The organism is Ascidiimonas meishanensis (genome assembly GCF_037782385.1).
GTDB lineage: Bacteria > Bacteroidota > Bacteroidia > Flavobacteriales > Flavobacteriaceae > Ascidiimonas > Ascidiimonas meishanensis.
Window position 1 is genome coordinate 234,070 of sequence record NZ_JBBEXD010000003.1, and the last position, 21,670, is coordinate 255,739.

Consider the following 21,670-nt stretch of genomic DNA (forward strand, 5'->3'; position numbering starts at 1 on the left):
AGGGTTAGCGCATAGTTGTTTGGGTTTAATTATATTAGAAAATCACTGTTTTAAGGTTTATAGTTTCTACTTTGACCTATCAGAAGACTTCAGCTTTTCTCGCATATAATTAAAACTGTCTTCTACATTATTAAATAAATCTGCTTCTGGCACAAGATCTGGTATAATATCAACCGCTTTTAACATATCGCAGGGTTGTTCTTGTAAACCAACAAGAATCACCTCTATATTTTGCTGCTTAAGATCCAGAATAATATCTTCAAGGGCATACAATCCAGATTGGTCTATATAGGGAACCCTATCCATTCTAAAGATAATAGCTTTTACGTCTTCTGAATGAGATTTCACTTTATCTTTAAAATAGGATGTAAAACCAAAAAATAAAGAACCATATAAATGTTTAATAATTACTTTATCCTTGTATTTTTCATAGAATTCCAGTTCATCCTGCCAAGGTTTAGAGCCATCTATATCAGATATAGCACCTACTTCCAATCCTTTTTCACTCAAATCACCAGATTTTTTCATGAATAATAAGCAGGCAAGCGCTACACCAATGCCTACCGCCATTATAAGACTTCCAAAGGTGGTTATTAACAATACAATTATAAGGACAACAGCATCTGCTCTTGGTACTTTTATTAAGTGTTTTAATCCTTTAAAATCCACAATTTTAAAACCAATGGGGATTAACAAACCTGCGAGCACACAAAGAGGTATATGCGCCGCCAATTGCCCCAATCCTAATAACACACCCAATAAGAACAGTCCATGTAAAGCTCCTGAAAGACGCGTTCTCCCTCCTGCATTAATGTTTACTACGGTTCCCTTGGTAGCACCTGCGCCTGGAATTCCTCCAATAACTGCCGCTATCATATTTCCAATACCTTGACCTATAAGTTCTCTATTACTATTGTGTTTGGTTTTAGTCATATTATCTGCTATAACAGAAGTCAATAAAGAATCTATACTTCCTAATACTGCTAGTACTAATCCATACTCCAGAACAAGTCTGTAGGCACTCGCATCAACAGTCATAATATTAGAAATTTTAATGCTGGGCAGGCCAGAAGGAATCTCTCCAATAACCGGAACATTCATTTTTGCAAAAAAAGCAATTAGAGAAGCAATAATAAGTGCCATTAATGCACTGGGAATTACTTTGGTAATTTTAGGGAATAGATAATACACTATTACGGTTATTCCGCCAAGTATTAAGGCTTCTGTGTTAAAATCACTAAAAAGGCGTAGAATATCTTGTAAAACGGCTACGGTAGATTTAGGAGCACTAAGTCCAGCAAAAGGAAACAATTGCAAAATAACAATAATCAATCCCACACCACTCATAAAACCTGATACTACAGGATAGGGAAAGTACTTTACATAGCTTGCGATATTTAAGAAACCAAAAACAACCTGAAACAGACCTCCAGCAAGAAAAGTAAGTAAAATAATTCCCATGGCATTCTCTAGGCTTCCTGAAATTTCTATTGCAGCTGCAATTAAAGCCGCTGAAACAACAGTCATAGGCCCTGTAGGACCACTAGCCTGTGTGGCTGTACCACCAAATAAAGCAGCAAAAATACCAATGGCAATAGCACCATATAAACCAGCGGTAGCTCCCATACCAGATTGTACACCAAATGCTAGTGCCAAGGGTAAAGCAACTACACCAGCCACCAACCCTCCCATGATATCACCTTTCAGGTATTTAAAATTGTAAATATTTGTCATACTTTTTATTTAGCAATAATTAAAACACTTTAAAAATATTACTTTTTTAGACTTGTTTGGGTTTTTTGTTTATTGGATTTTCTTAAGCCAGTATCGCATATCTGTTTCCTTGTGAATCAAATCACGCAGGTCTGAAATAGCCACTCGTTGCTGTTCCATAGTATCACGATGTCTTATAGTAACCGTTTGGTCTTCTAAAGTCTGATGGTCTACTGTAATACAAAAAGGTGTGCCTGCAGCATCTTGTCTTCTATATCTTCTACCCACTGCATCTTTTTCATCGTATTGTACTTTGAAATCCCACTTTAGGTCTTCAATAATTTCTTTGGCTACCTCAGGTAACCCATCTCTTTTGATTAATGGTAACACCGCAGCTTTAGTAGGAGCTAATACTGCGGGAATTTTTAATACCGTGCGTTGTGAGCCATCTTTTAAAGTTTCATCGGTCAAGGAGTTTGAAAAGATTGCTAAAAACATTCTATCCAGTCCTATAGAAGTTTCTAAAACATAAGGTGTGTAACTTTCATTAATTTCATGGTCAAAGTATTGTAATTTTTTACCAGAGAATTCTTCGTGACGTTTCAAATCAAAGTCTGTTCTAGAGTGAATTCCTTCAAGTTCTTTAAAGCCAAATGGAAAACGAAATTCAATATCTGTTGCTGCATCTGCATAATGAGCGAGTTTTTCATGATCGTGAAAGCGGTAATTTTCTGTACCCATTCCCAATGATAAATGCCATTTCAAACGATTCTCTTTCCAGTAGTCAAACCATTCCATTTGGGTGCCTGGTTTGATGAAGAATTGCATTTCCATCTGCTCAAATTCGCGCATTCTAAAAATGAATTGTCTTGCGACAATTTCATTTCTAAAGGCTTTCCCAGTTTGTGCAATTCCAAATGGGATTTTCATACGTCCGGTTTTTTGGACATTCAGAAAGTTTACAAAGATTCCTTGTGCCGTTTCAGGTCTTAAATACAAATCCATTGCACTATCTGCGGAGGCTCCCAGCTTAGTTCCAAACATCAAGTTAAACTGCTTCACATCTGTCCAGTTACGACTTCCTGTTTCGGGATCTGCTATTTCTAGTTCTTCTATAAGTGCTTTAACGTCGGCCAGATTTTCTTTCTCAAGAGATTGTCCTAGCCTTTTCAAAATGGAATCTATTTTTTCAGTATAACCCACAACTCTAGGGTTGGTAGTAATGAATTGCTCTTTGTCAAAACTATCTCCAAATCGCTTTGCTGCTTTCGCTACTTCTTTTTCAATTTTAGTTTCAATTTTGGCGGTATAATCTTCTACCAAAACGTCTGCTCTATATCTTTTTTTAGAATCTTTATTATCTATTAATGGATCATTAAAAGCATCTACATGTCCAGAAGCTTTCCAAGTAGTTGGATGCATAAAAATAGCAGCGTCAATGCCTACAATATTATCATGCATCTGCACCATTGCTTTCCACCAATACTCTCGGATATTTTTTTTTAATTCTGCTCCGTTCTGTGCATAGTCATATACAGCACTAAGTCCATCATAAATTTCACTGGAAGGAAAAATATAGCCATACTCTTTTGCGTGTGATATAACTTTCTTGAAGTGTTCGTCTTGCTTTGCCATGGCGCAAAAATATACTTTTTGCCTGAACTGTTTAACTATTTTAATTCAAAAGTAGAATTCGCTAGCAATTTTTCTTCGAAGAAGAGATTTACATTATATAAGCCTGGAACTGTTTTTTCTTTTGGAGCAATAATAAAATCACAAAAATCAATTGGTTTATCTGCTACATCCAAGGTTAATATTTTACTATAGCTCAGCACTTCATCATTAAAACGCACCATCTTTCTTTCTCCAAGAACATTATTTTTAGGGTCAATTATCTGTAAGTAAATTTCTTGCTTTATATCTTTTAATAATTTATTGGGAAGCACTGTAAAGCAAACTCTTAATCTATCTGCTTTAGAGGCTCTGCTAGTTTCTAGCATCCTATCTTTAGACCTAAACTTGAAGGCTTTTCCTGTGAGCTTATATATGGTAACAATAGATCCAGATGAGATTTTATTTGCGAGCTTCGTGCTAATCGTTAATAACGAATCCCGGTCACTGCTCAATATGGAGTTTGTATCTTTTAAAGACTCTGAATAGTTACTAAGTTCCCTTATTTTCAGTCTAGTGCTATCTATTTCCAATTCTAAAAGTCTATTTTGATAAGATATGGAATCTATCATTTCACGATAGCGTTTATTTTCTTTTCTGAGGATAGCCAATTGTCTGTGATAGTGCTGTAATAATTTATAATCTACTTCCATCAAATTAATGGAATCTAACAATCCAGCTATTCTTCTCCTATTGGTTTTAATTTCATCTAAAACAACTCCTTTAGTTTCATACATCTCATCAAAGCTTTCCTGCATCTGACGAAGATCCTGAATAATCATATCCTTTTCGTTGGAGAGGAAAGAGGCCTTTTTTCCGCTTTCTTGATAATTTAAGTAAGTCACGAAGACTAGCGTACCAATCGCAACAAATAATACTATAAGAATTATTTTTTGAGCCTGCTCTTTGCTGTTACGCATTTTTTTTTAATTAGATTTGAGAAACACTTATATTGAATATGTCATTCAACGCTGTAAATATACTAAATGATATTGAAAATCTATTTTTTCCAGAGGTGTGTTTAGCATGCATGGAAAAGCTGGTAGCGAATGAAAAAACAATATGTATAGCTTGTAGGCACAATTTGCCGCTAACTCATTTTCATAATTACAAAGGGAATCCTGTAGAACAAATACTTTATGGACGATTTAAACTAGAAAATGCCACAGCATTTTTATATTATAGAGAAGCAGGTTCTGTTAGGAATCTTATACATAATCTTAAATATAAACATCAGGAACAAATAGGTGATATGTTAGGAGTTTGGATGGGATATGAGCTTTCAAAAATAGAAAATTATAAAAAAATTGACGCTGTAATACCGGTCCCTTTACATCATAAACGTTTAAAGAAACGAGGGTATAATCAGGTAGCGCAATTTGGTAAACAATTAGCAGTAGCATTAGATGCCAATTACATAGATAATGTACTTTATAGAACCGTAAATTCACGAACTCAAACTTTAAAAAACCGATTAAAGCGATGGGAGCATATAGAGACTATTTTTGCCATTAAAAATCAGCATATTCTCAAAAATAAACATTTGCTAATTGTAGATGATATAATTACTACTGGGGCCACTATAGAAGCTTGTGCTAATTCTCTTAAAGTGATACAAGGCATAAAGCTTAGCATTGCTACGATGGCAATTACGGAGTAATTTTCCAGTTCGCCAAAATAGTCGTTATTTTGTTTTATAATTGATACTAGTAAATGAAAAGAATAGTAAACGCTGGAATTTGTATCATTCTGATAATTTTACTTATGAACTGCGCAAGAAGAGGGAATCCTACAGGTGGACCAAAAGACGAGACGCCCCCTGTTCTTCTTAAAGCATCTCCAGATTTGAATAGTACTAATTTTAAGAGTAAAAAAATAAGACTTTCTTTTGACGAATATGTAAAATTGAAAGATCTTCAAAAGCAGTTGATAGTTTCTCCTCCTTCTAAACTAATGCCAGAAATTAGACCACAAGGAAGTGCTTCAAAAAGTATAGATATTATAATTAAAGACACACTCAAAGAAAATACTACGTACGTATTTAATTTCGGACAAAGTATAGTGGATAATAATGAGGAGAATTCATATCCATTTTTTAAGTACGTCTTTTCTACCGGAAATGAGATTGATTCACTTTCTATTTCAGGAATTATTACAGATGCAGTTAAAAAGGATGCTGAAAAATTTGTGTCTGTAATGCTTTATGAAGTAGATTCTACATTTACAGATAGCATTATTTATAAAAATCCTCCAAATTATATCACAAACACCTTAGACAGCACAGCCAATTTTGAACTTACCAATTTAAAAGAAGGGTCTTATATGCTAATTGCTATGAAGGATGTTAGTAGCAATAATTTATTTGACCAATTTTCAGACAAGATTGCTTTTGTTAAAAATATCGTTACTATACCAAGCGATTCATTCTATACGCTGAATCTTTTTAAAGAAATTCCAAACTTTAGAGCAACCAAACCCAAATTAGTATCTAAAAACCGAATATTATTTGGTTACAATGGAATTGCAGATTCTATGAAAATTGAAATGCTTTCTGAAGTTCCAGAAGATTTTAGGTCTCTTATTCTAAAAGAACCTGAAAAAGATACTTTAAACTTTTGGTTTACTCCTTTTGAAACAGACTCTCTTAATTTTCTGGTAACTAATAAAAAAGTACTGGACACTTTTACTGTAAAAATTAAAGATCTCTATCGCGATTCTTTAAAAATTAATCCGGTTGAAAGACAATTACAATTTGATAAACCGTTTGAAATTACCAGTAATATTCCTATTACAAATTCTGATAAACAGAAAATTAAATTAATTGATGGAGATTCTACCGAAATAGCATTTACAACAGAATTAGATAAGCTCAAAAACAAACTTAAGCTGTTTTGGAATATTGGGCCTGGTAAACGATACTTACTCACCTTATACCCGGAAGCAATTACAGATTTTTATGGAAATAAAAATGATACGCTGAGCTATGGTTTGTCTTCGAAGAATTATTCGGAATTGGGAAACATAAGCCTTCAATTGAGAAATGTAAAAAGCTATCCTTTAATTATTCAACTCACCAATGATAAAGGGGTTGTAATCAAAGAGCAATTTACAGAACAACCCAAAGAAAGTTATGATTTTAAAAATCTTAACCCTGGAGAGTACTTCATCAGAGTAATTTTTGATGCTAATGGAAATAGAATGTATGATACTGGAAATTATTTACTCAAGATACAACCAGAACGAATTGTTTATTATCCAGAATCAGTAGAACTCAGGGAAAACTGGGAATTGAAACAAGAATTTATTTTAGAATAAATTCATCACGGTCTTCCAAAAATCTTAGTTTTTGTCTTTTTGAATAGATGTCTTTTTTAGATAAGGTAATCGTTGCTATTGCATCTGTTTCCATAAAAAGTTTTCTGTCACCTAATACATCATATACAGATGAATGACCCACATAGTTATGTCCATTTTCATCTTCTCCAATTCTATTAACACCAACACAAACTGCCATGTTTTCAATAGCTCTTGCTTTTAATAAAGCATCCCATGCATTTATGCGAGGTTCCGGCCAGTTGGCAACATATATTAACAGATCATAATTAGAGGTATTTCTTGACCAAACTGGAAATCTCAAATCATAGCATATGAGAGGGCAAATCTTCCAATTTTTATACTCAATTATTTCAAGGGTAGTTCCAGCCTCATATATTTTATCTTCACCTGCTAAAGTAAAAGTATGTTTTTTGTCATAATGCAAAATAGTTCCTTTGGGCGAAACAAAAAGCAACCTATTGTAGAAATTCTTTCCCTCACGAATAACAATACTTCCAATCATGGCCGCATTTTTATGAGAAGCCATTTCCCGCATCCATTTTATAGTTTCACCATCCATAGAATCAGCCACTTGAGAAGGCTCCATAGTAAAGCCACTTGTGAACATTTCTGGTAGAATAATCAAATCGCTTTCAACTTCCATCTCATTTATTTTTTTAGAAAGTTGTGCCAAATTAGCCTTCCGGTCATGCCAGAATAGTGAAGTTTGCACGAGAGAAATAGTAAGTTTTTCAGAATCCATAAAGAGTTAATTTACACTTCTAATAATTCTGAAATCTCAGAAAGCCCTTGCATTTGAGCATGCATAAGGGCTGTATTTCCCTTAGAATCAGTGATACTTTTATCAGCACCATGCGTCAATAAAAGATGTATTAACTCTCTTTGTGCAAAGGTAACTGCAAAAATAAGTGCAGTAGTTCCATTAGAATTTTGTTCATTGACATTCGCTCCTTTTTCTATGAGTTTATGGGCCATTTCTTTATAACCTTTAAAGCAAACCCCCATTAAAGCGGTATTTCCAGAGGCATCTTTTCCGTTTATAGGGGTGCCATTATCTAAGAGCACATCTACAACTTCATGATGATTGTAATAAGTAGCTAAAATAAGCGGTGTTGAACCGCGACTATCTTTGGCTTCTTTAAGATCTGGTTGTTCTTTCAGTAGTGCTTTTAAGGTAGCAGTATCTCCCTCTCTAATTGCGGTAAACAATGGTTCCATTAGAATTTTTTAAATGGTTAAAAAGCCATTTCAGACTTCACCCGAATTTACTAAATAAATCTTATTTCCAGATATAAATCCGATTTGTTTTTTTAGTTAAACAAGACTCTAAATAAAAAGCACATGGGGGACACCATGTGCTTTTCTATGTATTTAAGATTATGTAAAAACTATTACTGAATGTTGGTTCCACCGCATACTCTATAATCTTCTCCTGCAATAATGGAATTACAAAATAAGCTAGCAATAGAATCTGTGGTAAGTCCTCCTTTCAAGGATTCGGAAGATTGTTTATTTAACTCGGCAATAGCTATTTTTTTTAACTGTAATGTTTTTAAAGACTTTGTTTTCATAAAATTTATTTTTGGATTTTTTTTCTTAAAACATATGGCAACCTATACCTCCTGCTGCACGAGGTACCGAATTACAAGATACATTAGTAGCGCTTGATCCTCCTTTTAAAATAGAAGCCATGTTATTTTCCAGGTTAATAATTTTTGATTTGTTTAATGATAATTTTTTAAAGCTTTTTTGTTTCATAATAATTCAGAATTTCTGTTTTTCAAATATTAAAATAAATACTTACAACTAATATAACATCTAATTCTGTAAATGCTTGTGTTTTTAGCTTTCAATTTTTATCGAACACCCGGGGAAAAATCTTCGGGTGCATTTTGCGGTTGATTCACAGTACCATTTGCTCCAGTATCATTATAGATATCCCACTCTTGAAATGAATAGCTCACATTTCCTTTGACAACTGTTAGTTTGCGATAGGCTCTGCCATCTTCAAATTCATGATTAGTGCCAGAACCATCTTCCCCGATGATACCAAAAATATCAATAATCTCGTTTTGACTATTTAGGAGTACTAAATTATCATCACCATTGGAATCTGCAGGACTATTACTAGAAGCCGCCACGTCTGGAATGAAGCCATATACTGCTTCAAATACAGTTGCATTAGGGGAGATAATAAATGTTTCTCCTCCCTTGATACGATATCCAGACAAATCAATCTGTGAGCTTACCTCTATATTTTCATTGGTATATCTGAGAAGCTTCCATCCATCTAATAATACGTCTACCTCTCCAGCATTAAATAATTCTACAAACCGTGCATCTGCATTGTTATTTGGATCTGCTAATTCTGATATGAAGACTTCATTGGAATCATTTATATAACAAAGTTGATAGGGGTCTAGAGATTCAAAATCTGAAGTACTACGAATGCGTAAAACAGGATTGCCATTTGTACTCAAAATACCTTTAATGGTTCCATTAGTTTCCGGTACTGAATTGTTATAGAAAGAGGCATCAGTATCTATTAAAACTGGAAGAATGTTTTCGCAATCTGTAATAGAGATAGTTTCTGTGAATATGTCTGGGGCTATGGTAAATTGTACATTGTTAAAAGCGACAAGTCTGCTTTGATAGGCTAGATTGGCTACATCAGTCATATCAAGAAGAATAGGCAGAGGGGGTGTGCCTCCATTCACTGTAATTATATGTGAAGTTCTAAGATTGTCTATTAGTAAAAGACCGCTATCAGATTTTAATAGACCATTCCAAACAACAATCTCAACTTCTGCATAAAGCGGGATTTGATGTTCTGCATTAAATAAAATGGTTATACCCGCTTCATTATCTTGTATAACGAGTTCTGTATTTTTAAAATTACGATTACTGGAATCTGAAATTACCGTTCCTTTAATTTTAAGGTTTTCGATGATTTGAACAGTATCATTTTGAAATTGAGACTTTAAAGTATTAATACTGGTCAAAGAAGAATTTTCAAACACATTACAACGCGCTGCATTCAAATCAATAAGATCATCCATATCTCTTATTCTCAACAAATAGTTATTATTCTGAAAACTTAGAATACCTTGAACGATTCCATTTCCAGAAGGAATTAAGACATCTTTAAAAGAGGCTGTTTTCAGCGTACTTATCTCAAGTAGGTTTCCATTACAATCATTCAGAGGTTGTTTAGTGGTAGTATTATTTTCTACAAATGAAGAAGAAGGGTATAAAAATTGTAAATCGCTTAACCCTATTAATTTACCTATATCTTCGGGTTTTAAATTAGAGAGTTCAATTAAAGATGGTGCTACATTAACTCTGGTTTCCTGCAAAAATAAGAATTGATAAAGCTCCTCCTCCTCCAATCCTGTAAACTCACCTTCTTTTAAAACGCCAAGTTGCAGTTCACCTTCTAGATTATCAATCCAAAGTCCTTCACAGTTCACTATAACCACTCTGTTAATTTCAAATCCATTTTCTAAAAGTTTGGAGCTGTTAATTTTAATTTTAATCCCCGCAGTACTGTCTTGTAGGTAGATTTCTTTAAAAAAATTCCCAGTATCATCGGATGCTGTAATTACTCCTTCAATTACTACAGGTTCTTTTATCTGAAGAGGTTGATCTACATAGCTTTTTTTTAAATCTTCAAAGCTCGTATTGGGTGCAGGAGGGATACACTCAAAAGAACTACCATCACATCTGGAATCATTAAAACTAATATCTGTTGTGTCTCTTATTACAATACTATAGCTTCCTGAACCAAATCCTAAAATACCAGTAATAGTGCCTTTTCCAGTGGGTAATTGCTCAGCTTGAAAATCTGCGAAACCACTATTTATTAAATCAATCTTATTTTGGGAACAATCTTGTATAATTCTTTTACTGGTCTCTCCCTGATTCGCATAACTTTTGCAAAGATCTGTAGGAGCTATTTCTGTATTTTCAATGCTTACCAGCATATTAATCATGTCTTCTTGAATTTGATCTAAACTTATTTCAAGCGGACTCATCTCAGCAAGAGAGTCGCAACTAACTAAAATATGTTTTTCTACTAAGTTTGCTGGAAGTCTTCCAACAGATAGTACCCCACCAGCAGTTGTAAACAATCCTCCAAGTTTATAGGTTTCTTGACTTTTACCCAAGTGAAGCCCCTTTAACCTTATAAAAACTCGGGCACCAATCTCATACCTAAGATGGTAATCTCTTAAATCAATATCTATCTGAAAAGCTTCTGTTGGATTTTCTTTTTTGTCTTGAAAATGAAGTGTTCCAAAAAAATTCCCAGCTTTGTCTGAAGAGGTAATATATCCTTCGATTATTAGATCCTCTTGAATTTGTATAATTTCACCTTCAAAAAGCTGTTTGATCTTTTGATAGGTTGTGTTAGCAGTAATTTCAGTATTCAAACAGCTATTTGGTGCATTAAAATCATCATTTTTAACGCATTTAGACAAAAGACAAATGCATAAAATAACTATTATCCTAAAAAATTTAAGCAATAGATGTTTCATTTTAAAAATTAATAGCAAGGTTTAAAAAATAGGTTCTTCCAGGACCGTACCAATGTTTTGATCCAAATGAGGGATTTCCTCTAGCCAAATCTGCTTTTAATCTGCCAAAATTCCCATTGCGACTTTGTTCAAAGCCACCGGTTCTGTAGGTAAGGTCAAAAAGGTTATTGATACTTAGAAAAGCACTTATATATAGCTCTTTTACAAGCCATGATTTACCCGCTACCAGATTTAGTAAATAAATATCCTCTAAAATTTCTTGTTTCAGGATGCTTGCTACTGCTTCTTGATTAGCTTCTGGAAAAGGTATATTTGTTTCTGGATTAATGAGAAAACTTTGGGTTCTGGTAATTTTGGAAATATCCGTGAAATTACGGGTTAAGTAATTTGCTGTAACACCCAACCACCAATATTTAGGACTTCTATATTCAATACCAAAAGCAACTGCCGTTTGCGGTCCGGTTGCTAGCCGGTAATCTTTTAAAGCAGCAGTACCTAAGTTTAAGCTTCCTTGGCTACTAATAATCTCTTCCTCATCTCCAGATGGATCAAAATTGATAGTAAGATTTGCATCGTTTGCATATCTGTGATCACCTATGCCAAAAGCAGCGGTTAATTTTACATCTGAAGATAACTGCTGTTCCAACCCCAGTTCAATCCCTAGATATTTATGCCCTGATCCAGTAATTACTTCCTGCACAAAATCATTACCAACACCAGACTCAACATAGAAAAAATTAATATCTGTTATATTATTAATGAGTGTGTAATACGAGGTAAATCTTCCTTTTAAATCTTTCCATCTTAAAAAATAATTGAACTCCAGAGTCTTCAATTCTTCTTCACTAATATTTGGAACGATTTCATTATTCTCCCTTGGATTGATAAAAACATTCTGTAATACTGGTGGTCTTATTTGAAAACTTCCATTTACAGAGAAAACATGACGTCCTGTGTATCTAAAAGTGATGCCGCCTTTAATACCAAAATTAGAAAAATTTACCTTTTCACTATTTCCCAAAGAATTTTCTGGAAAACGCTCGTTTAAGAATAATCCTTCTCTCTCATATTGTACAGTTTCCCATCTTCCGGAAATAAAACCATCCCATTTATTTGAAGTGAAACGAAGCTGAGAAAATAAGGATGCTTTCATTGCATTCATTTCATAATTATAGCCAAAAGCAGCGCCTTCTGTTTTTCTGAATTCTCCATTTACATCATTGCGTGTGTTTGAAAATGTATCTATATCTTCATGAAAATCAGAACCTAACAAGTCATTTATCTCTGCATAATTAGCAGAGTTCAGTTGTTGATATGTCGCGCCTGCATCTATTTTAAATTGATTATTTAGGCGATAGTTTATAAGAGTATTTAGGGTTAATTGTTTATCATCTGTATGATCCTGCTGAATGAGATAAGCACTTTTTCCTTCTAAGGAAATAGCCGTATTAGCCAAATAAATAGATGGCCAACTTATTTGTGGATTTTCTAGAAAGCCTCCACGTGCTAATGCAGCATTCTCAAAATTTGGAGTCCTTTGATTGATATAATAGCTGGGGAGATATCTATAGTAAACAGGATCTGGATTTGGTGCATTAAAATAACTTAACCGATTTCGTCCAAACTGCCCAAATTGATAAGCGGCTCCCACATTCAATTTTAAATTATTATGGTTCAGGTAATAATTAAACATTACAATGGGTTCACTAATTATACGTGTTCTTGCATTTCTGATGTCTTTATTTTGAGTTCCCCAATTGGGGTTATAGGTTCTACCCACTAAATTGAAAACTTCCCGTGTTAATGGAGCAGACTGACCTCTCCGGTTAGAGGAAAGGATACCAGTAAGTGCAATAGCTTGTTTGCTATTTATTTGGTATTCTAGCCCCATAAAAGCAGCATAACTATCGTATAAAGTACCGTCTATAAAACCTTCTTTAGCCCATCTTCTGGAAGCAGATATGGTATAAGACACACCATTCTTTTTTTGACCTGAGTTGTAAGTGGCCATTACTCTTCCCGTGTAGGTACGGTTTGAATAGGAAGAAGAGATTCGAAATCCAGCTCTAAAAGTTGATGGTCTCATATTGATATTTGTGAGCCCTAAAATTCTACCAAAACCAATTTCAGAAGGTGCAAGACCATAGGTGTAATCTTGATTACGAGTGATATCGTTTAACCCTCCCCAATTATTCCATTGCGCTCTGCCATTAAACATTTTATTCATTGCTATACCATTTATAGCCACCATACCTTCTTTCCAGTCATATCCACGAAGCCTATAAAATGCTTGACTAAAATCAAAAGCAGCCCTATTTAAAAATACGTCTCTTGAAGCCTGTAAAAGTGCATAATTTCCATCAGAGCCACCCTCTTCTAAAAGATCATCAGAAGTAAGGTTAATAACTTGATTTGTCTGTTGCAATAGCAAGTCTTTTTCAAGGGTAATTTCTTTTAGCACTAGAGTTTTTCCCGGAACTTTAATTACTGTAAGGGTTTTTAGTTTATAGGACTCTGAAGCTACTTGCAAATTATGATTTCCTGAAGGAACGTTTTTCAGATAAAATTCCCCATTCAGGTTTGTAATAGCTTCTATAAATAGACCTTCTAAAGTTACAACCACTCCTTCAAGAGGTTGCTTGTTTTTAAAATCAATTACCTTTCCCTTAATACCAGAATCCATTTGTGCAGTAACTTTAAAAACGAACAGTAAGTATAATACAAATATGTAGTAATAGTCTTTCAATTTTAATACTAAAAGTCGTAAAAATAAAAATTTTACTTTATTATTGTAATATTTTAGTAAGAAAAAACTTCCTTTTTATGCGATCTATTGTTTGCGTGCTATTATTAATTGGTAGCTACAACACTACAAATTCTCAAACAAATACTTATGCCGTAAGAACTGTTGCATTTTATAATGTGGAAAACCTTTTTGATACGTTAAATGATCCAAAAACTTTTGATGATTCTAGAACACCTAATGGGAAAGACAAATGGAACAAAGCTCGATACGAAAAAAAAATAGCTAATATTGCTCAAGTTATTTCAGAAATTGGAAAAGAAAAAACGCAGCAGGCTCCCGATATTATAGGACTTGCTGAGGTAGAGAACTTGAAGGTTTTGAAAGACTTAACTAACCATCCTAGTTTAGAGTTGTATCAATATAATATAATACATGCTAACTCACCAGACAGAAGAGGGATTGATGTTGCATTACTTTTTAAACAAGGAGTATTTACTCCTATAGACTATAAAAGCTATACTTTATTACTTAAAGATGAATTCAATAAAAGAATTTATACAAGAGATCAATTATTAGTTTCTGGAATGTTGGATGGAGAAATTTTTTATTTTATTGTAAATCATTGGCCTTCAAGGAGGGGTGGGGAGAATAGAAGTAAGCATAAGCGCTTAAAGGCCGCTATACTTAATAAACAAATTATTGATTCTATTCAAAAGATAGACTCTCTTGCACGTATTATAAGTATGGGTGATTTTAATGATGACCCAACAAATGCAAGCTTTAAACAAATTTTAAAAACCAAAAGTAGAAATAATAATATCCACACCTTTGATTTAATTAACCCTATGGACGCCCTATTTAAGAAAGGATACGGTTCATTGGCTTATGGAGACTCATGGAATTTATTTGATCAGTTTTATTTTTCCGCTACTTTAATCAACCCTAATCAGAAATCTTATCAATTCTGGAAAGCTAATATCTATAATCCACCATACTTAACGGTTTCAAAAGGTAAATATAAAGGATATCCATTTCGTACCTATGCTGGTGGTGCGTATACCGGAGGTTATAGTGATCATTTTCCTATTTATTTATATCTAATTAAAGCGCAATAAAAAAGGCATCCCACAGAGATGCCTTTTTTAAGAATCCACTTTATTTTTAAGCAAACCACAAGTGATAGGGTATTCTGCTGAGTATAAGGATTAATCCAATTAAATAGAACACAGCAATTTTACCAAATTTACCTTTATCGGTAGTTTGTTTTTTATGTTTAGACCAACCAATAGTAATCAATGCTATGGCTATAATATTGGTAACGGGATGTTCTACAAGTAACATTCTGGCATCTGCATTCTTCATAATCCCACCCATACCTATTTCACTCCAAAGAGCGAAACGTTCAGATACAAAATAGAGTATGAAACCAATTAACAACTGAATATGAGAAAATATAAGTCCAAATAAACTTATCCTAAGGTCTTTATTGCTAAATTTTTTATTTCCACTAAAGCCAATTAAAGCGTTTATTCCTGCTAAAACTAATACTAGTAAAGCAAGGTAAGCCCAATAAGAGTGAAGTATTCTGATTGTTTCATACATAGGTAACAAGGTTAATTAGTTCTGGCAAAAATAGTAAAATAGAATCAATTTGAACTACAGTTAAGTTTTGTAAATTAAGATAAAATAATCAACGAATCATAGGAAGTTTTCCTATTTAAAATTAGAGATACTAAGAAATATAGGTATTTTGAAGATCAGTAAAACAATATGAACTTCCAATATTTTATGGTGATAGATTGATACGGCCAAAATAAAATGGGATAGATAGTCCAACGTCTTAAAAAAACGAATAATCCTTAAAGTTACCTTGCTTAAGAAGTTTTTATTGAATTGGGAGTACTACCAAAAGCACAAGCCCATCTATACAAATTCAAAGAATAAATAAAACAAAAAAGAGGCTGTCTACAAAAACTTAGACAGCCCTTTTTGCTTATTTTCAAGTTAAGAATTGAAAATCAATCTTTATATTATGGATAGTAAGATTTAGTCCCATTATGAACTGAGTTACTGCCAATTCCACTGGCCTCCACTTTAAATTGAGAAGAATTGAAGCTTACTGAGGCAAGGGGAGTTGCTAAACCCAATGCATACTGCCCCTTACCATAGCTTCCAGTTTCTCTTAGAACTTTGCTTTCACTTTTGGCAGAACCAATATTGATATAAGCTCCATCAGCCATGTCTGTATTGCTTACATACGTTCCGGAATAATAGATGGTTATTTTAAAATACATACTACCTCTTTTAGAGCCCCATAACCAGTTAACATTCCAGGTAGTTGTTGATGATTTCCACGAAACCCGATTAGCTTCACCGCTGTCGTTATTATTTTCAGAGGTTACAATTGGTGCTGTGTCCTGCATAGTTAAACCTATCAACAGATTATCCCAAACAATTCCGTTTTCATTATAAAAAGCCATAGTTTTTAGGGTTTCTCCATTATAATTCCAAGCAAGTTCTAGTGCATTTTGCCCCACTTTAATCACTTTGGATGCATAATTGTTAAGGATTTGAATACCTTCCTGTTTCTGTGAAGCAATAATATCTCCTACGGTACTTATCTGCAATGAAGTAGGATCCATTATATTTCCATAACCAACGGTACTGTTATCTGAACTTAGAGCTTTGAAAGTTTGTTCAAGACCTTTGTTGCTTGAGAGGTTTCCTTTTACCTCAAAGCTTACAAGAGATAATGCACCATTTGTGTATTTATCAAGATTTTCTTGAGTTAAGGTTAATTGTTTGAGCACTTCAGGAGGGATATTTTTATCTTCAGTAGTTTCTAATCCATAATCGGTTACTTCAATGGAACTTTCGTTATTGAGTATTACATCCTCATCTTTAGAACAAGAGAAGAAAACACTAGCTATCAACGCTATGTATAACGTAGAAAAGAGCATTTTTTTGAACATTTTCATAATTTAAAGGTTTTAGTTTAATTATTAAATTGGTATTGTTTGATTTGCAAATCGATACGTAAAATATGGTATTTCCAATACCATACTAAGGTAGGAAAGCTATTTCCAGAAATAATAGGAGATGATTGATTGGAGGTAAATACTTACTAAATGGAAAGAAAATTAGTGCTATCTGTATTATTGAATAAATTTTCTTTCAGAGCATATTTTACGAGTTAAGTAACTGGTAAAAAAACATATTGGAGAGAACAGGAGGTGTTTCAAATCATTTTTTTAAGAAACTCTTCTTTTCTACCTCGGCTGATACTGGAACATTCACCATTACTCAATATAACCATTCCACCATCACCTTTCTTATATTCAATTACATGTTTTAAGTTGATGCAATACGAATGATGTATTCTGTAAAAATAAGATTCGGGAAGATCTTTAATCACTTCTTTAAGTGTTTTAGAAAGTAAAAATTTACGATTGTTAGTTAAGAATATCTGAGTATAATTTCCTTCTGCTTTTAAAAGAATAATTTCATCACTATGAAAAAAGAAAAGGCTTCCATTTATGGCAATTCTTATTTTCTTTGGACTTTCTTTTTGATCGTTACAAAGTTTGCGAAGATGTTTGTAAATACGTTTAAGATCCTTATTATCAAATGATTTGAGCAAAAAGTTAAAAGCTGGAATTTTTAAAACGCAAGCAGATAAATCGTCCTTTTTCATCAGAACAATAATATAAGTATCATTTTGGTATAGTTTACTCATAAATTCATTACCTAATTTGAGTGCTATTTTACTATCAATAAAAATACATTTTGGAGTAAGTATATCTATAGTTTTTTCTAGTGTATAAATGTCAATTATCAAGGTTTCTAGTTTAATGCAAGGACAGCTCTGCTTTATTTTACGCTCTAGGAGTTTAATTTCATGGCTATCTACATCAACAAGTATCGCTTTCATAAAGGATTGGTTTCTTTTTAAATCAAGAATAAAAGTAGTAAAAATACTACAAATAAATAATATATCTTTTGGCACTCTCAATTAATCTTTTTGATAAGCATTCTTATTAAATATGGATAATTGATTAAGATTATACTATTGCAATTCCTATTTTTGCTAATGATGAAATCACTTCCAAAGAAATTGATTGAAAAGATGACTACGCGTGAGCAGCAAAATAGCTTGCGAGCTTTACCAGAAGCAGTATCAGGGATTGACTTTTCATCAAATGATTACTTAGGATTCTCAATTTCTGAACAATTAAAGGAAAGAATCAATAGAAAACTAGCGGCATCAAAATTTACAAACGGTGCAACAGGATCTCGTTTACTTACTGGGAATCATACGCTTTATAATGAAGCAGAAGTAGTGATCTCTAACTTCCATAAGTCAGAAACTGCCCTTATATTTAATTCAGGTTATGATGCAAACATTGGTTTTTTCTCCTGTGTTCCTCAAAAAGGCGATATTATTTTATACGATGCCTATATTCATGCTTCCATAAGAGATGGTATTAGTATGAGCCTTGCTAAAAGCTGGAAATTTAAGCATAACAATATACAAGACCTTGAGCGTAAAATAAAACGCTCCTATAATAGTAATACTTCTATTTATGTGGTGACCGAATCTGTTTTTTCAATGGATGGAGATAGCCCGCCCTTAAAAGAAATAATTGATTGTTGCGAACAATACAATTGCTTGCTTGTAGTGGACGAGGCACATGCTTTAGGCGTAATAGGGAATGAAGGTAAAGGATTGCTAGGAGCATGGAGTCTTCAGGACAAAGTATTTGCCAGTATAGTAACATTTGGTAAAGCACTGGGAGGGCACGGTGCTGCTATCTTAGGTGCTGAAGAGTTAAAACAATATCTTGTTAATTTTGCGAGAAGCCTAATATATACAACCGGGCTACCTCCGCATTCTGTGGCTGGGATAATTGCCGGATATCAACTATTAGAACAGCATACATTACCCCTTAAAATACTTCAAGAACATATTGTATATTTTAAAGAGCAAGTAAAAAAGTATCATCTTGAAGCCTATTTTATTGCAAGTGATTCTGCCATTCACTGTGCCTTAATACCTGGAGTTAATAATGTAAAAGAAATTGCTAATCAACTGGTCATGCATGGTTATAATGTAAAACCCATTTTACCACCTACCATTCCTGCCGGTGGTGAGAGGCTTCGTTTTTGTCTACATAGTTATAATTCTAAAGAAGAAATTGCGAGTGTCTTGCAGCTGATGGCTACCTTTGTAACTCATAAGTTTAAAAATGGGTAAAACAATTTTTATTACGGGTATTTCTACTGATGTAGGTAAGACACTGGTTTCTGCCATAGTCACAGAAGCACTTCGTGCAGATTACTGGAAACCAGTTCAGGCGGGTGATCTTGACAATGCAGATGCCCATAAAGTAAAAGGTCTTATTTCAAATACATCTACTGTTATTCACCCCAATAGCTATGCTCTTTCGCATCCTATGAGTCCGCATGCAGCAGCGGAACTAGATGGAGTTACTATAGATTTAAAACATATTAAGACACCTAAAGTAAAAAAGACCTTGGTTATTGAAGGAGCAGGAGGATTGTTAGTACCTTTAAATGATCACCTTACAATTCTAGATTTAATACAACCTTCTTATAAAGTTATTGTAGTTTCAAGACATTATCTTGGTAGTATTAACCATACGCTGCTCACACTTGAGTGTTTAAAACAAAAGGGAATCACACCTTACATTATCTTTAATGGTGATGAAAATCAAGGAACAGAAAGCATCATTCAAAAAATGAGCGATGTAAAAGTGTTGGGGCGTATTGAAAATGAACCTTATTTTGATAGCAATGTGGTTTTAGAATACGCTGACCATTTTCGTAATGCCTTACAAAATTTATAAAGCGAGTTAACTACTATGAATCTTCAACAAAGAGATCAAAAACACCTCTGGCATCCATTAACGCAGCATAAATTACACCCTAACACCATTCCTGTGTTACGAGCAAAGGGTGCTGTATTGTACGGAGAAGATAATAGAGAATGGATTGATGGTATTGCTTCTTGGTACACTAGTATGTATGGTCACTGTAATGATTATATTCTTAATGAGGTAACTAAGCAAATGCATACGCTAGACCAGGTTGTTTTTAGTGGTTTTACGCATGAGCCAGCTATTAAACTATCAGAAGCGCTCATAGATATCCTTCCCCTTAACCAAGAAAAGATTTTCTTTTCCGATAATGGTTCTACTGCTACCGAGATTGGTATAAAAATGGCACTCCAATATCATTTTAATAAAGGTAATAAACGAAATACGATTATTGCTTTTGAGGAAGGTTTTCATGGAGATACTTTTGGGGCTATGTCTGTTTCCGGATTATCTGTTTATAATGGCCCTTTTGCAGAGTTTTTTATTTCTGTAGCGCGAATCCCAGTACCAAATGGCACAAATAATGCTGAGGTAATTGCGTTGTTTCAAAAACTTGTTTCCAAGGGTACGGTTGCTGGATTTATCTATGAGCCTTTGGTACAAGGTGCGGCAGCTATGAAAATGCATGATGCTAAGGGGCTTTGTGAGTTGCTGCGAATTTGTAAAGAGAATGAAATTATCTCCATAGCAGACGAGGTAATGACCGGCTTTGGTAAAACAGGAACTAATTTTGCGTCTGATCAGCTTTTAAACAAACCAGACATTATTTGTCTCTCTAAGGCTCTTACAGCAGGTCTTGTGCCTATGGCTGCTACCAGTTGTAGTCAAAAGATTTATGATGCTTTTTATAGCAATGATATGGCTAAGGGTTTTTTTCATGGTCATACGTATACTGCAAACCCATTGGCATGCACCGCAGCGCTGGCAGGAATAGAGCTCTTAAATTCACCAGAAATAATAAAGCAGCGTAAAATTATTGAGGATGCTCATAAAGAATTTGATAAACAAATCAGAAATCATCCAAAAGTAGCTGCTACTCGTCAATGCGGAATAATTTACGCCATAGATCTCAATGTGAAGATGGATCGTTATGGAGATTTAAGAGATCAACTTTTTAAATTTTTCATGGATAATGGCGTCTTTTTACGTCCGTTAGGAAATACTATTTACATTTTACCTCCTTTTGTGATAAGCAAAAATCAGTTGCAAAAAATATATGATACCATTGAATCTGCCATAGAAATGGTTATTAAATAATTTATTTTTAATAAATCAAAAGTATGGCTTAAACAAAATTAACCTTGTCTAAGCCATTTACATTTAAAGCGGTTTTATCCAAAGTAAATGCATCCATTTTTTTCTTTCACGAAGTACCAATAGAATATTCATACCGAACAGTCCTCCCGTTTGAAATAGCTCTCCTAATTCATCCGCCTCCAAGAAAAGATGAAACAGAAATATATGGAGCGTAATAGGCAGAAGAAATAAAGCTCCCACAAAACTAGTACCCTGTAATATCAATAATAAGCCGAACAATAATTCACAGATTCCAAGTAATTCCCAGAAATATCCTGTTTGCTTAGCTCCATTAATATACAGCACTTTTTGTAGGGTGTTTTTAGCCTCCGGACTTGTAAATTTCTGTGCTTTTTCTATTACCTCTATGGGTGTTGGAGAGGGTTTTTGAAATTTTTGGATTCCGCCATAAATCATCATTCCACCCAAAACTAACCGAATAATTATAAATAATACTGAAATTATTTTCATAACTA

At 33.7% G+C, this 21,670-nt stretch carries 19 protein-coding genes; 6 read left to right on the forward strand and 13 right to left on the reverse strand.

All coding sequences use genetic code 11. The annotated features are described in order from the left end of the window. Nucleotides 1–66: 66 nt before the first annotated feature. From WBG07_RS06080 to WBG07_RS06090, 3 genes are all read right to left on the reverse strand, one after another. Nucleotides 67–1,734, reverse strand: a complete 1,668-nt coding sequence (locus tag WBG07_RS06080; RefSeq protein WP_340199631.1) for a SulP family inorganic anion transporter — start codon at nucleotides 1,732–1,734, stop codon at nucleotides 67–69. 69 nt (nucleotides 1,735–1,803) lie between these two features. Then, nucleotides 1,804–3,348, reverse strand: a complete 1,545-nt coding sequence (locus tag WBG07_RS06085; RefSeq protein WP_340199632.1) for a glycine--tRNA ligase — start codon at nucleotides 3,346–3,348, stop codon at nucleotides 1,804–1,806. 35 nt (nucleotides 3,349–3,383) lie between these two features. Continuing rightward, nucleotides 3,384–4,304 (reverse strand): hypothetical protein, encoded by a 921-nt coding sequence (locus WBG07_RS06090; RefSeq protein WP_340199633.1) that lies wholly within the window; start codon nucleotides 4,302–4,304, stop codon nucleotides 3,384–3,386. A gap of 38 nt (nucleotides 4,305–4,342) precedes the next feature. Here WBG07_RS06090 and WBG07_RS06095 point away from each other — a divergent pair, with 38 nt between their 5' ends. Both WBG07_RS06095 and WBG07_RS06100 read left to right on the forward strand, forming a co-directional pair. Further along, nucleotides 4,343–5,044 (forward strand): ComF family protein, encoded by a 702-nt coding sequence (locus tag WBG07_RS06095; protein WP_340199634.1) that lies wholly within the window; start codon nucleotides 4,343–4,345, stop codon nucleotides 5,042–5,044. Between the two features lie 53 nt (nucleotides 5,045–5,097). After that, on the forward strand, nucleotides 5,098–6,699 hold the full coding sequence (locus WBG07_RS06100; protein WP_340199635.1) for an Ig-like domain-containing domain: 1,602 nt from the start codon (nucleotides 5,098–5,100) through the stop codon (nucleotides 6,697–6,699). Here WBG07_RS06100 and WBG07_RS06105 read toward each other — a convergent pair. The 6 genes from WBG07_RS06105 to WBG07_RS06130 all read right to left on the reverse strand — a co-directional run bounded on the left by WBG07_RS06105 (nucleotide 6,686) and on the right by WBG07_RS06130 (nucleotide 14,001). After that, the gene (locus WBG07_RS06105) at nucleotides 6,686–7,462 is read right to left on the reverse strand and encodes an amidohydrolase (RefSeq protein WP_340199636.1); all 777 of its coding nucleotides are present in this window, start codon (nucleotides 7,460–7,462) and stop codon (nucleotides 6,686–6,688) included. The genes WBG07_RS06100 and WBG07_RS06105 overlap by 14 nt on opposite strands. Nucleotides 7,463–7,473: 11 nt before the next feature. Further along, nucleotides 7,474–7,938 carry an ankyrin repeat domain-containing protein gene (locus WBG07_RS06110; protein ID WP_340199637.1) on the reverse strand — a complete coding sequence of 155 codons (465 nt, stop codon included), beginning with the start codon at nucleotides 7,936–7,938 and terminating at the stop codon, nucleotides 7,474–7,476. A gap of 173 nt (nucleotides 7,939–8,111) precedes the next feature. Continuing rightward, the gene (locus WBG07_RS06115; RefSeq protein WP_340199638.1) at nucleotides 8,112–8,291 is read right to left on the reverse strand and encodes a class I lanthipeptide; all 180 of its coding nucleotides are present in this window, start codon (nucleotides 8,289–8,291) and stop codon (nucleotides 8,112–8,114) included. 25 nt (nucleotides 8,292–8,316) lie between these two features. After that, nucleotides 8,317–8,478, reverse strand: coding sequence for a hypothetical protein (locus tag WBG07_RS06120; protein ID WP_340199639.1), 162 nt, complete (start codon nucleotides 8,476–8,478; stop codon nucleotides 8,317–8,319). Nucleotides 8,479–8,576: 98 nt separating this feature from the next. Next, nucleotides 8,577–11,150: a DUF5689 domain-containing protein gene (locus tag WBG07_RS06125; RefSeq protein WP_340199640.1), complete on the reverse strand. Its 2,574-nt coding sequence runs from the start codon at nucleotides 11,148–11,150 to the stop codon at nucleotides 8,577–8,579. Nucleotides 11,151–11,256: 106 nt separating this feature from the next. Continuing rightward, nucleotides 11,257–14,001, reverse strand: a complete 2,745-nt coding sequence (locus WBG07_RS06130; protein ID WP_340199641.1) for a carboxypeptidase-like regulatory domain-containing protein — start codon at nucleotides 13,999–14,001, stop codon at nucleotides 11,257–11,259. 77 nt (nucleotides 14,002–14,078) lie between these two features. Here WBG07_RS06130 and WBG07_RS06135 point away from each other — a divergent pair, with 77 nt between their 5' ends. Continuing rightward, nucleotides 14,079–15,116, forward strand: a complete 1,038-nt coding sequence (locus WBG07_RS06135) for an endonuclease/exonuclease/phosphatase family protein (RefSeq protein ID WP_340199642.1) — start codon at nucleotides 14,079–14,081, stop codon at nucleotides 15,114–15,116. 46 nt (nucleotides 15,117–15,162) lie between these two features. Here the strand turns inward: WBG07_RS06135 and WBG07_RS06140 are convergent, their stop codons facing one another. From WBG07_RS06140 to WBG07_RS06150, 3 genes are all read right to left on the reverse strand, one after another. Then, nucleotides 15,163–15,603, reverse strand: a complete 441-nt coding sequence (locus WBG07_RS06140) for a hypothetical protein (RefSeq protein ID WP_340199643.1) — start codon at nucleotides 15,601–15,603, stop codon at nucleotides 15,163–15,165. A gap of 428 nt (nucleotides 15,604–16,031) precedes the next feature. Further along, nucleotides 16,032–16,979 (reverse strand): hypothetical protein, encoded by a 948-nt coding sequence (locus WBG07_RS06145; protein ID WP_340199644.1) that lies wholly within the window; start codon nucleotides 16,977–16,979, stop codon nucleotides 16,032–16,034. Nucleotides 16,980–17,239: 260 nt separating this feature from the next. Beyond that, nucleotides 17,240–17,932: a LytR/AlgR family response regulator transcription factor gene (locus WBG07_RS06150; RefSeq protein WP_340199645.1), complete on the reverse strand. Its 693-nt coding sequence runs from the start codon at nucleotides 17,930–17,932 to the stop codon at nucleotides 17,240–17,242. A 159-nt stretch (nucleotides 17,933–18,091) separates the two neighbouring features. Between WBG07_RS06150 and WBG07_RS06155 the strand changes: the two genes are divergently transcribed. From WBG07_RS06155 to bioA, 3 genes are read left to right on the forward strand one after another with little or no spacing between them, the layout of a single operon-like run. Next, entirely contained in the window at nucleotides 18,092–19,255 is a 1,164-nt protein-coding gene (locus WBG07_RS06155) for an aminotransferase class I/II-fold pyridoxal phosphate-dependent enzyme (protein ID WP_340199646.1), read from the forward strand. Further along, entirely contained in the window at nucleotides 19,248–19,868 is a 621-nt protein-coding gene (gene bioD / locus WBG07_RS06160) for a dethiobiotin synthase (RefSeq protein ID WP_340199647.1), read from the forward strand. The genes WBG07_RS06155 and bioD overlap by 8 nt, the downstream gene beginning before the upstream one ends. 15 nt (nucleotides 19,869–19,883) lie before the next feature. Continuing rightward, nucleotides 19,884–21,155, forward strand: coding sequence for an adenosylmethionine--8-amino-7-oxononanoate transaminase (gene bioA / locus WBG07_RS06165; protein WP_340199648.1), 1,272 nt, complete (start codon nucleotides 19,884–19,886; stop codon nucleotides 21,153–21,155). A gap of 63 nt (nucleotides 21,156–21,218) precedes the next feature. Here the strand turns inward: bioA and WBG07_RS06170 are convergent, their stop codons facing one another. Next, entirely contained in the window at nucleotides 21,219–21,665 is a 447-nt protein-coding gene (locus WBG07_RS06170; RefSeq protein WP_340199649.1) for a DoxX family membrane protein, read from the reverse strand. Nucleotides 21,666–21,670 lie beyond the last annotated feature (5 nt).

Coding starts and splice junctions, on each gene's coding strand:
- WBG07_RS06150 (WP_340199645.1), bottom strand. CDS start 17,932: ATGAAAGCGATACTTGTTGATGTAGATAGCCATGAAATTAAACTCCTA.
- WBG07_RS06140 (WP_340199643.1), bottom strand. CDS start 15,603: ATGTATGAAACAATCAGAATACTTCACTCTTATTGGGCTTACCTTGCT.
- bioA (WP_340199648.1), top strand. CDS start 19,884: ATGAATCTTCAACAAAGAGATCAAAAACACCTCTGGCATCCATTAACG.
- WBG07_RS06145 (WP_340199644.1), bottom strand. CDS start 16,979: ATGAAAATGTTCAAAAAAATGCTCTTTTCTACGTTATACATAGCGTTG.
- WBG07_RS06085 (WP_340199632.1), bottom strand. CDS start 3,348: ATGGCAAAGCAAGACGAACACTTCAAGAAAGTTATATCACACGCAAAA.
- bioD (WP_340199647.1), top strand. CDS start 19,248: ATGGGTAAAACAATTTTTATTACGGGTATTTCTACTGATGTAGGTAAG.
- WBG07_RS06120 (WP_340199639.1), bottom strand. CDS start 8,478: ATGAAACAAAAAAGCTTTAAAAAATTATCATTAAACAAATCAAAAATT.
- WBG07_RS06105 (WP_340199636.1), bottom strand. CDS start 7,462: ATGGATTCTGAAAAACTTACTATTTCTCTCGTGCAAACTTCACTATTC.
- WBG07_RS06135 (WP_340199642.1), top strand. CDS start 14,079: ATGCGATCTATTGTTTGCGTGCTATTATTAATTGGTAGCTACAACACT.
- WBG07_RS06100 (WP_340199635.1), top strand. CDS start 5,098: ATGAAAAGAATAGTAAACGCTGGAATTTGTATCATTCTGATAATTTTA.
- WBG07_RS06095 (WP_340199634.1), top strand. CDS start 4,343: ATGTCATTCAACGCTGTAAATATACTAAATGATATTGAAAATCTATTT.
- WBG07_RS06090 (WP_340199633.1), bottom strand. CDS start 4,304: ATGCGTAACAGCAAAGAGCAGGCTCAAAAAATAATTCTTATAGTATTA.
- WBG07_RS06115 (WP_340199638.1), bottom strand. CDS start 8,291: ATGAAAACAAAGTCTTTAAAAACATTACAGTTAAAAAAAATAGCTATT.
- WBG07_RS06080 (WP_340199631.1), bottom strand. CDS start 1,734: ATGACAAATATTTACAATTTTAAATACCTGAAAGGTGATATCATGGGA.
- WBG07_RS06155 (WP_340199646.1), top strand. CDS start 18,092: ATGATGAAATCACTTCCAAAGAAATTGATTGAAAAGATGACTACGCGT.
- WBG07_RS06110 (WP_340199637.1), bottom strand. CDS start 7,938: ATGGAACCATTGTTTACCGCAATTAGAGAGGGAGATACTGCTACCTTA.
- WBG07_RS06170 (WP_340199649.1), bottom strand. CDS start 21,665: ATGAAAATAATTTCAGTATTATTTATAATTATTCGGTTAGTTTTGGGT.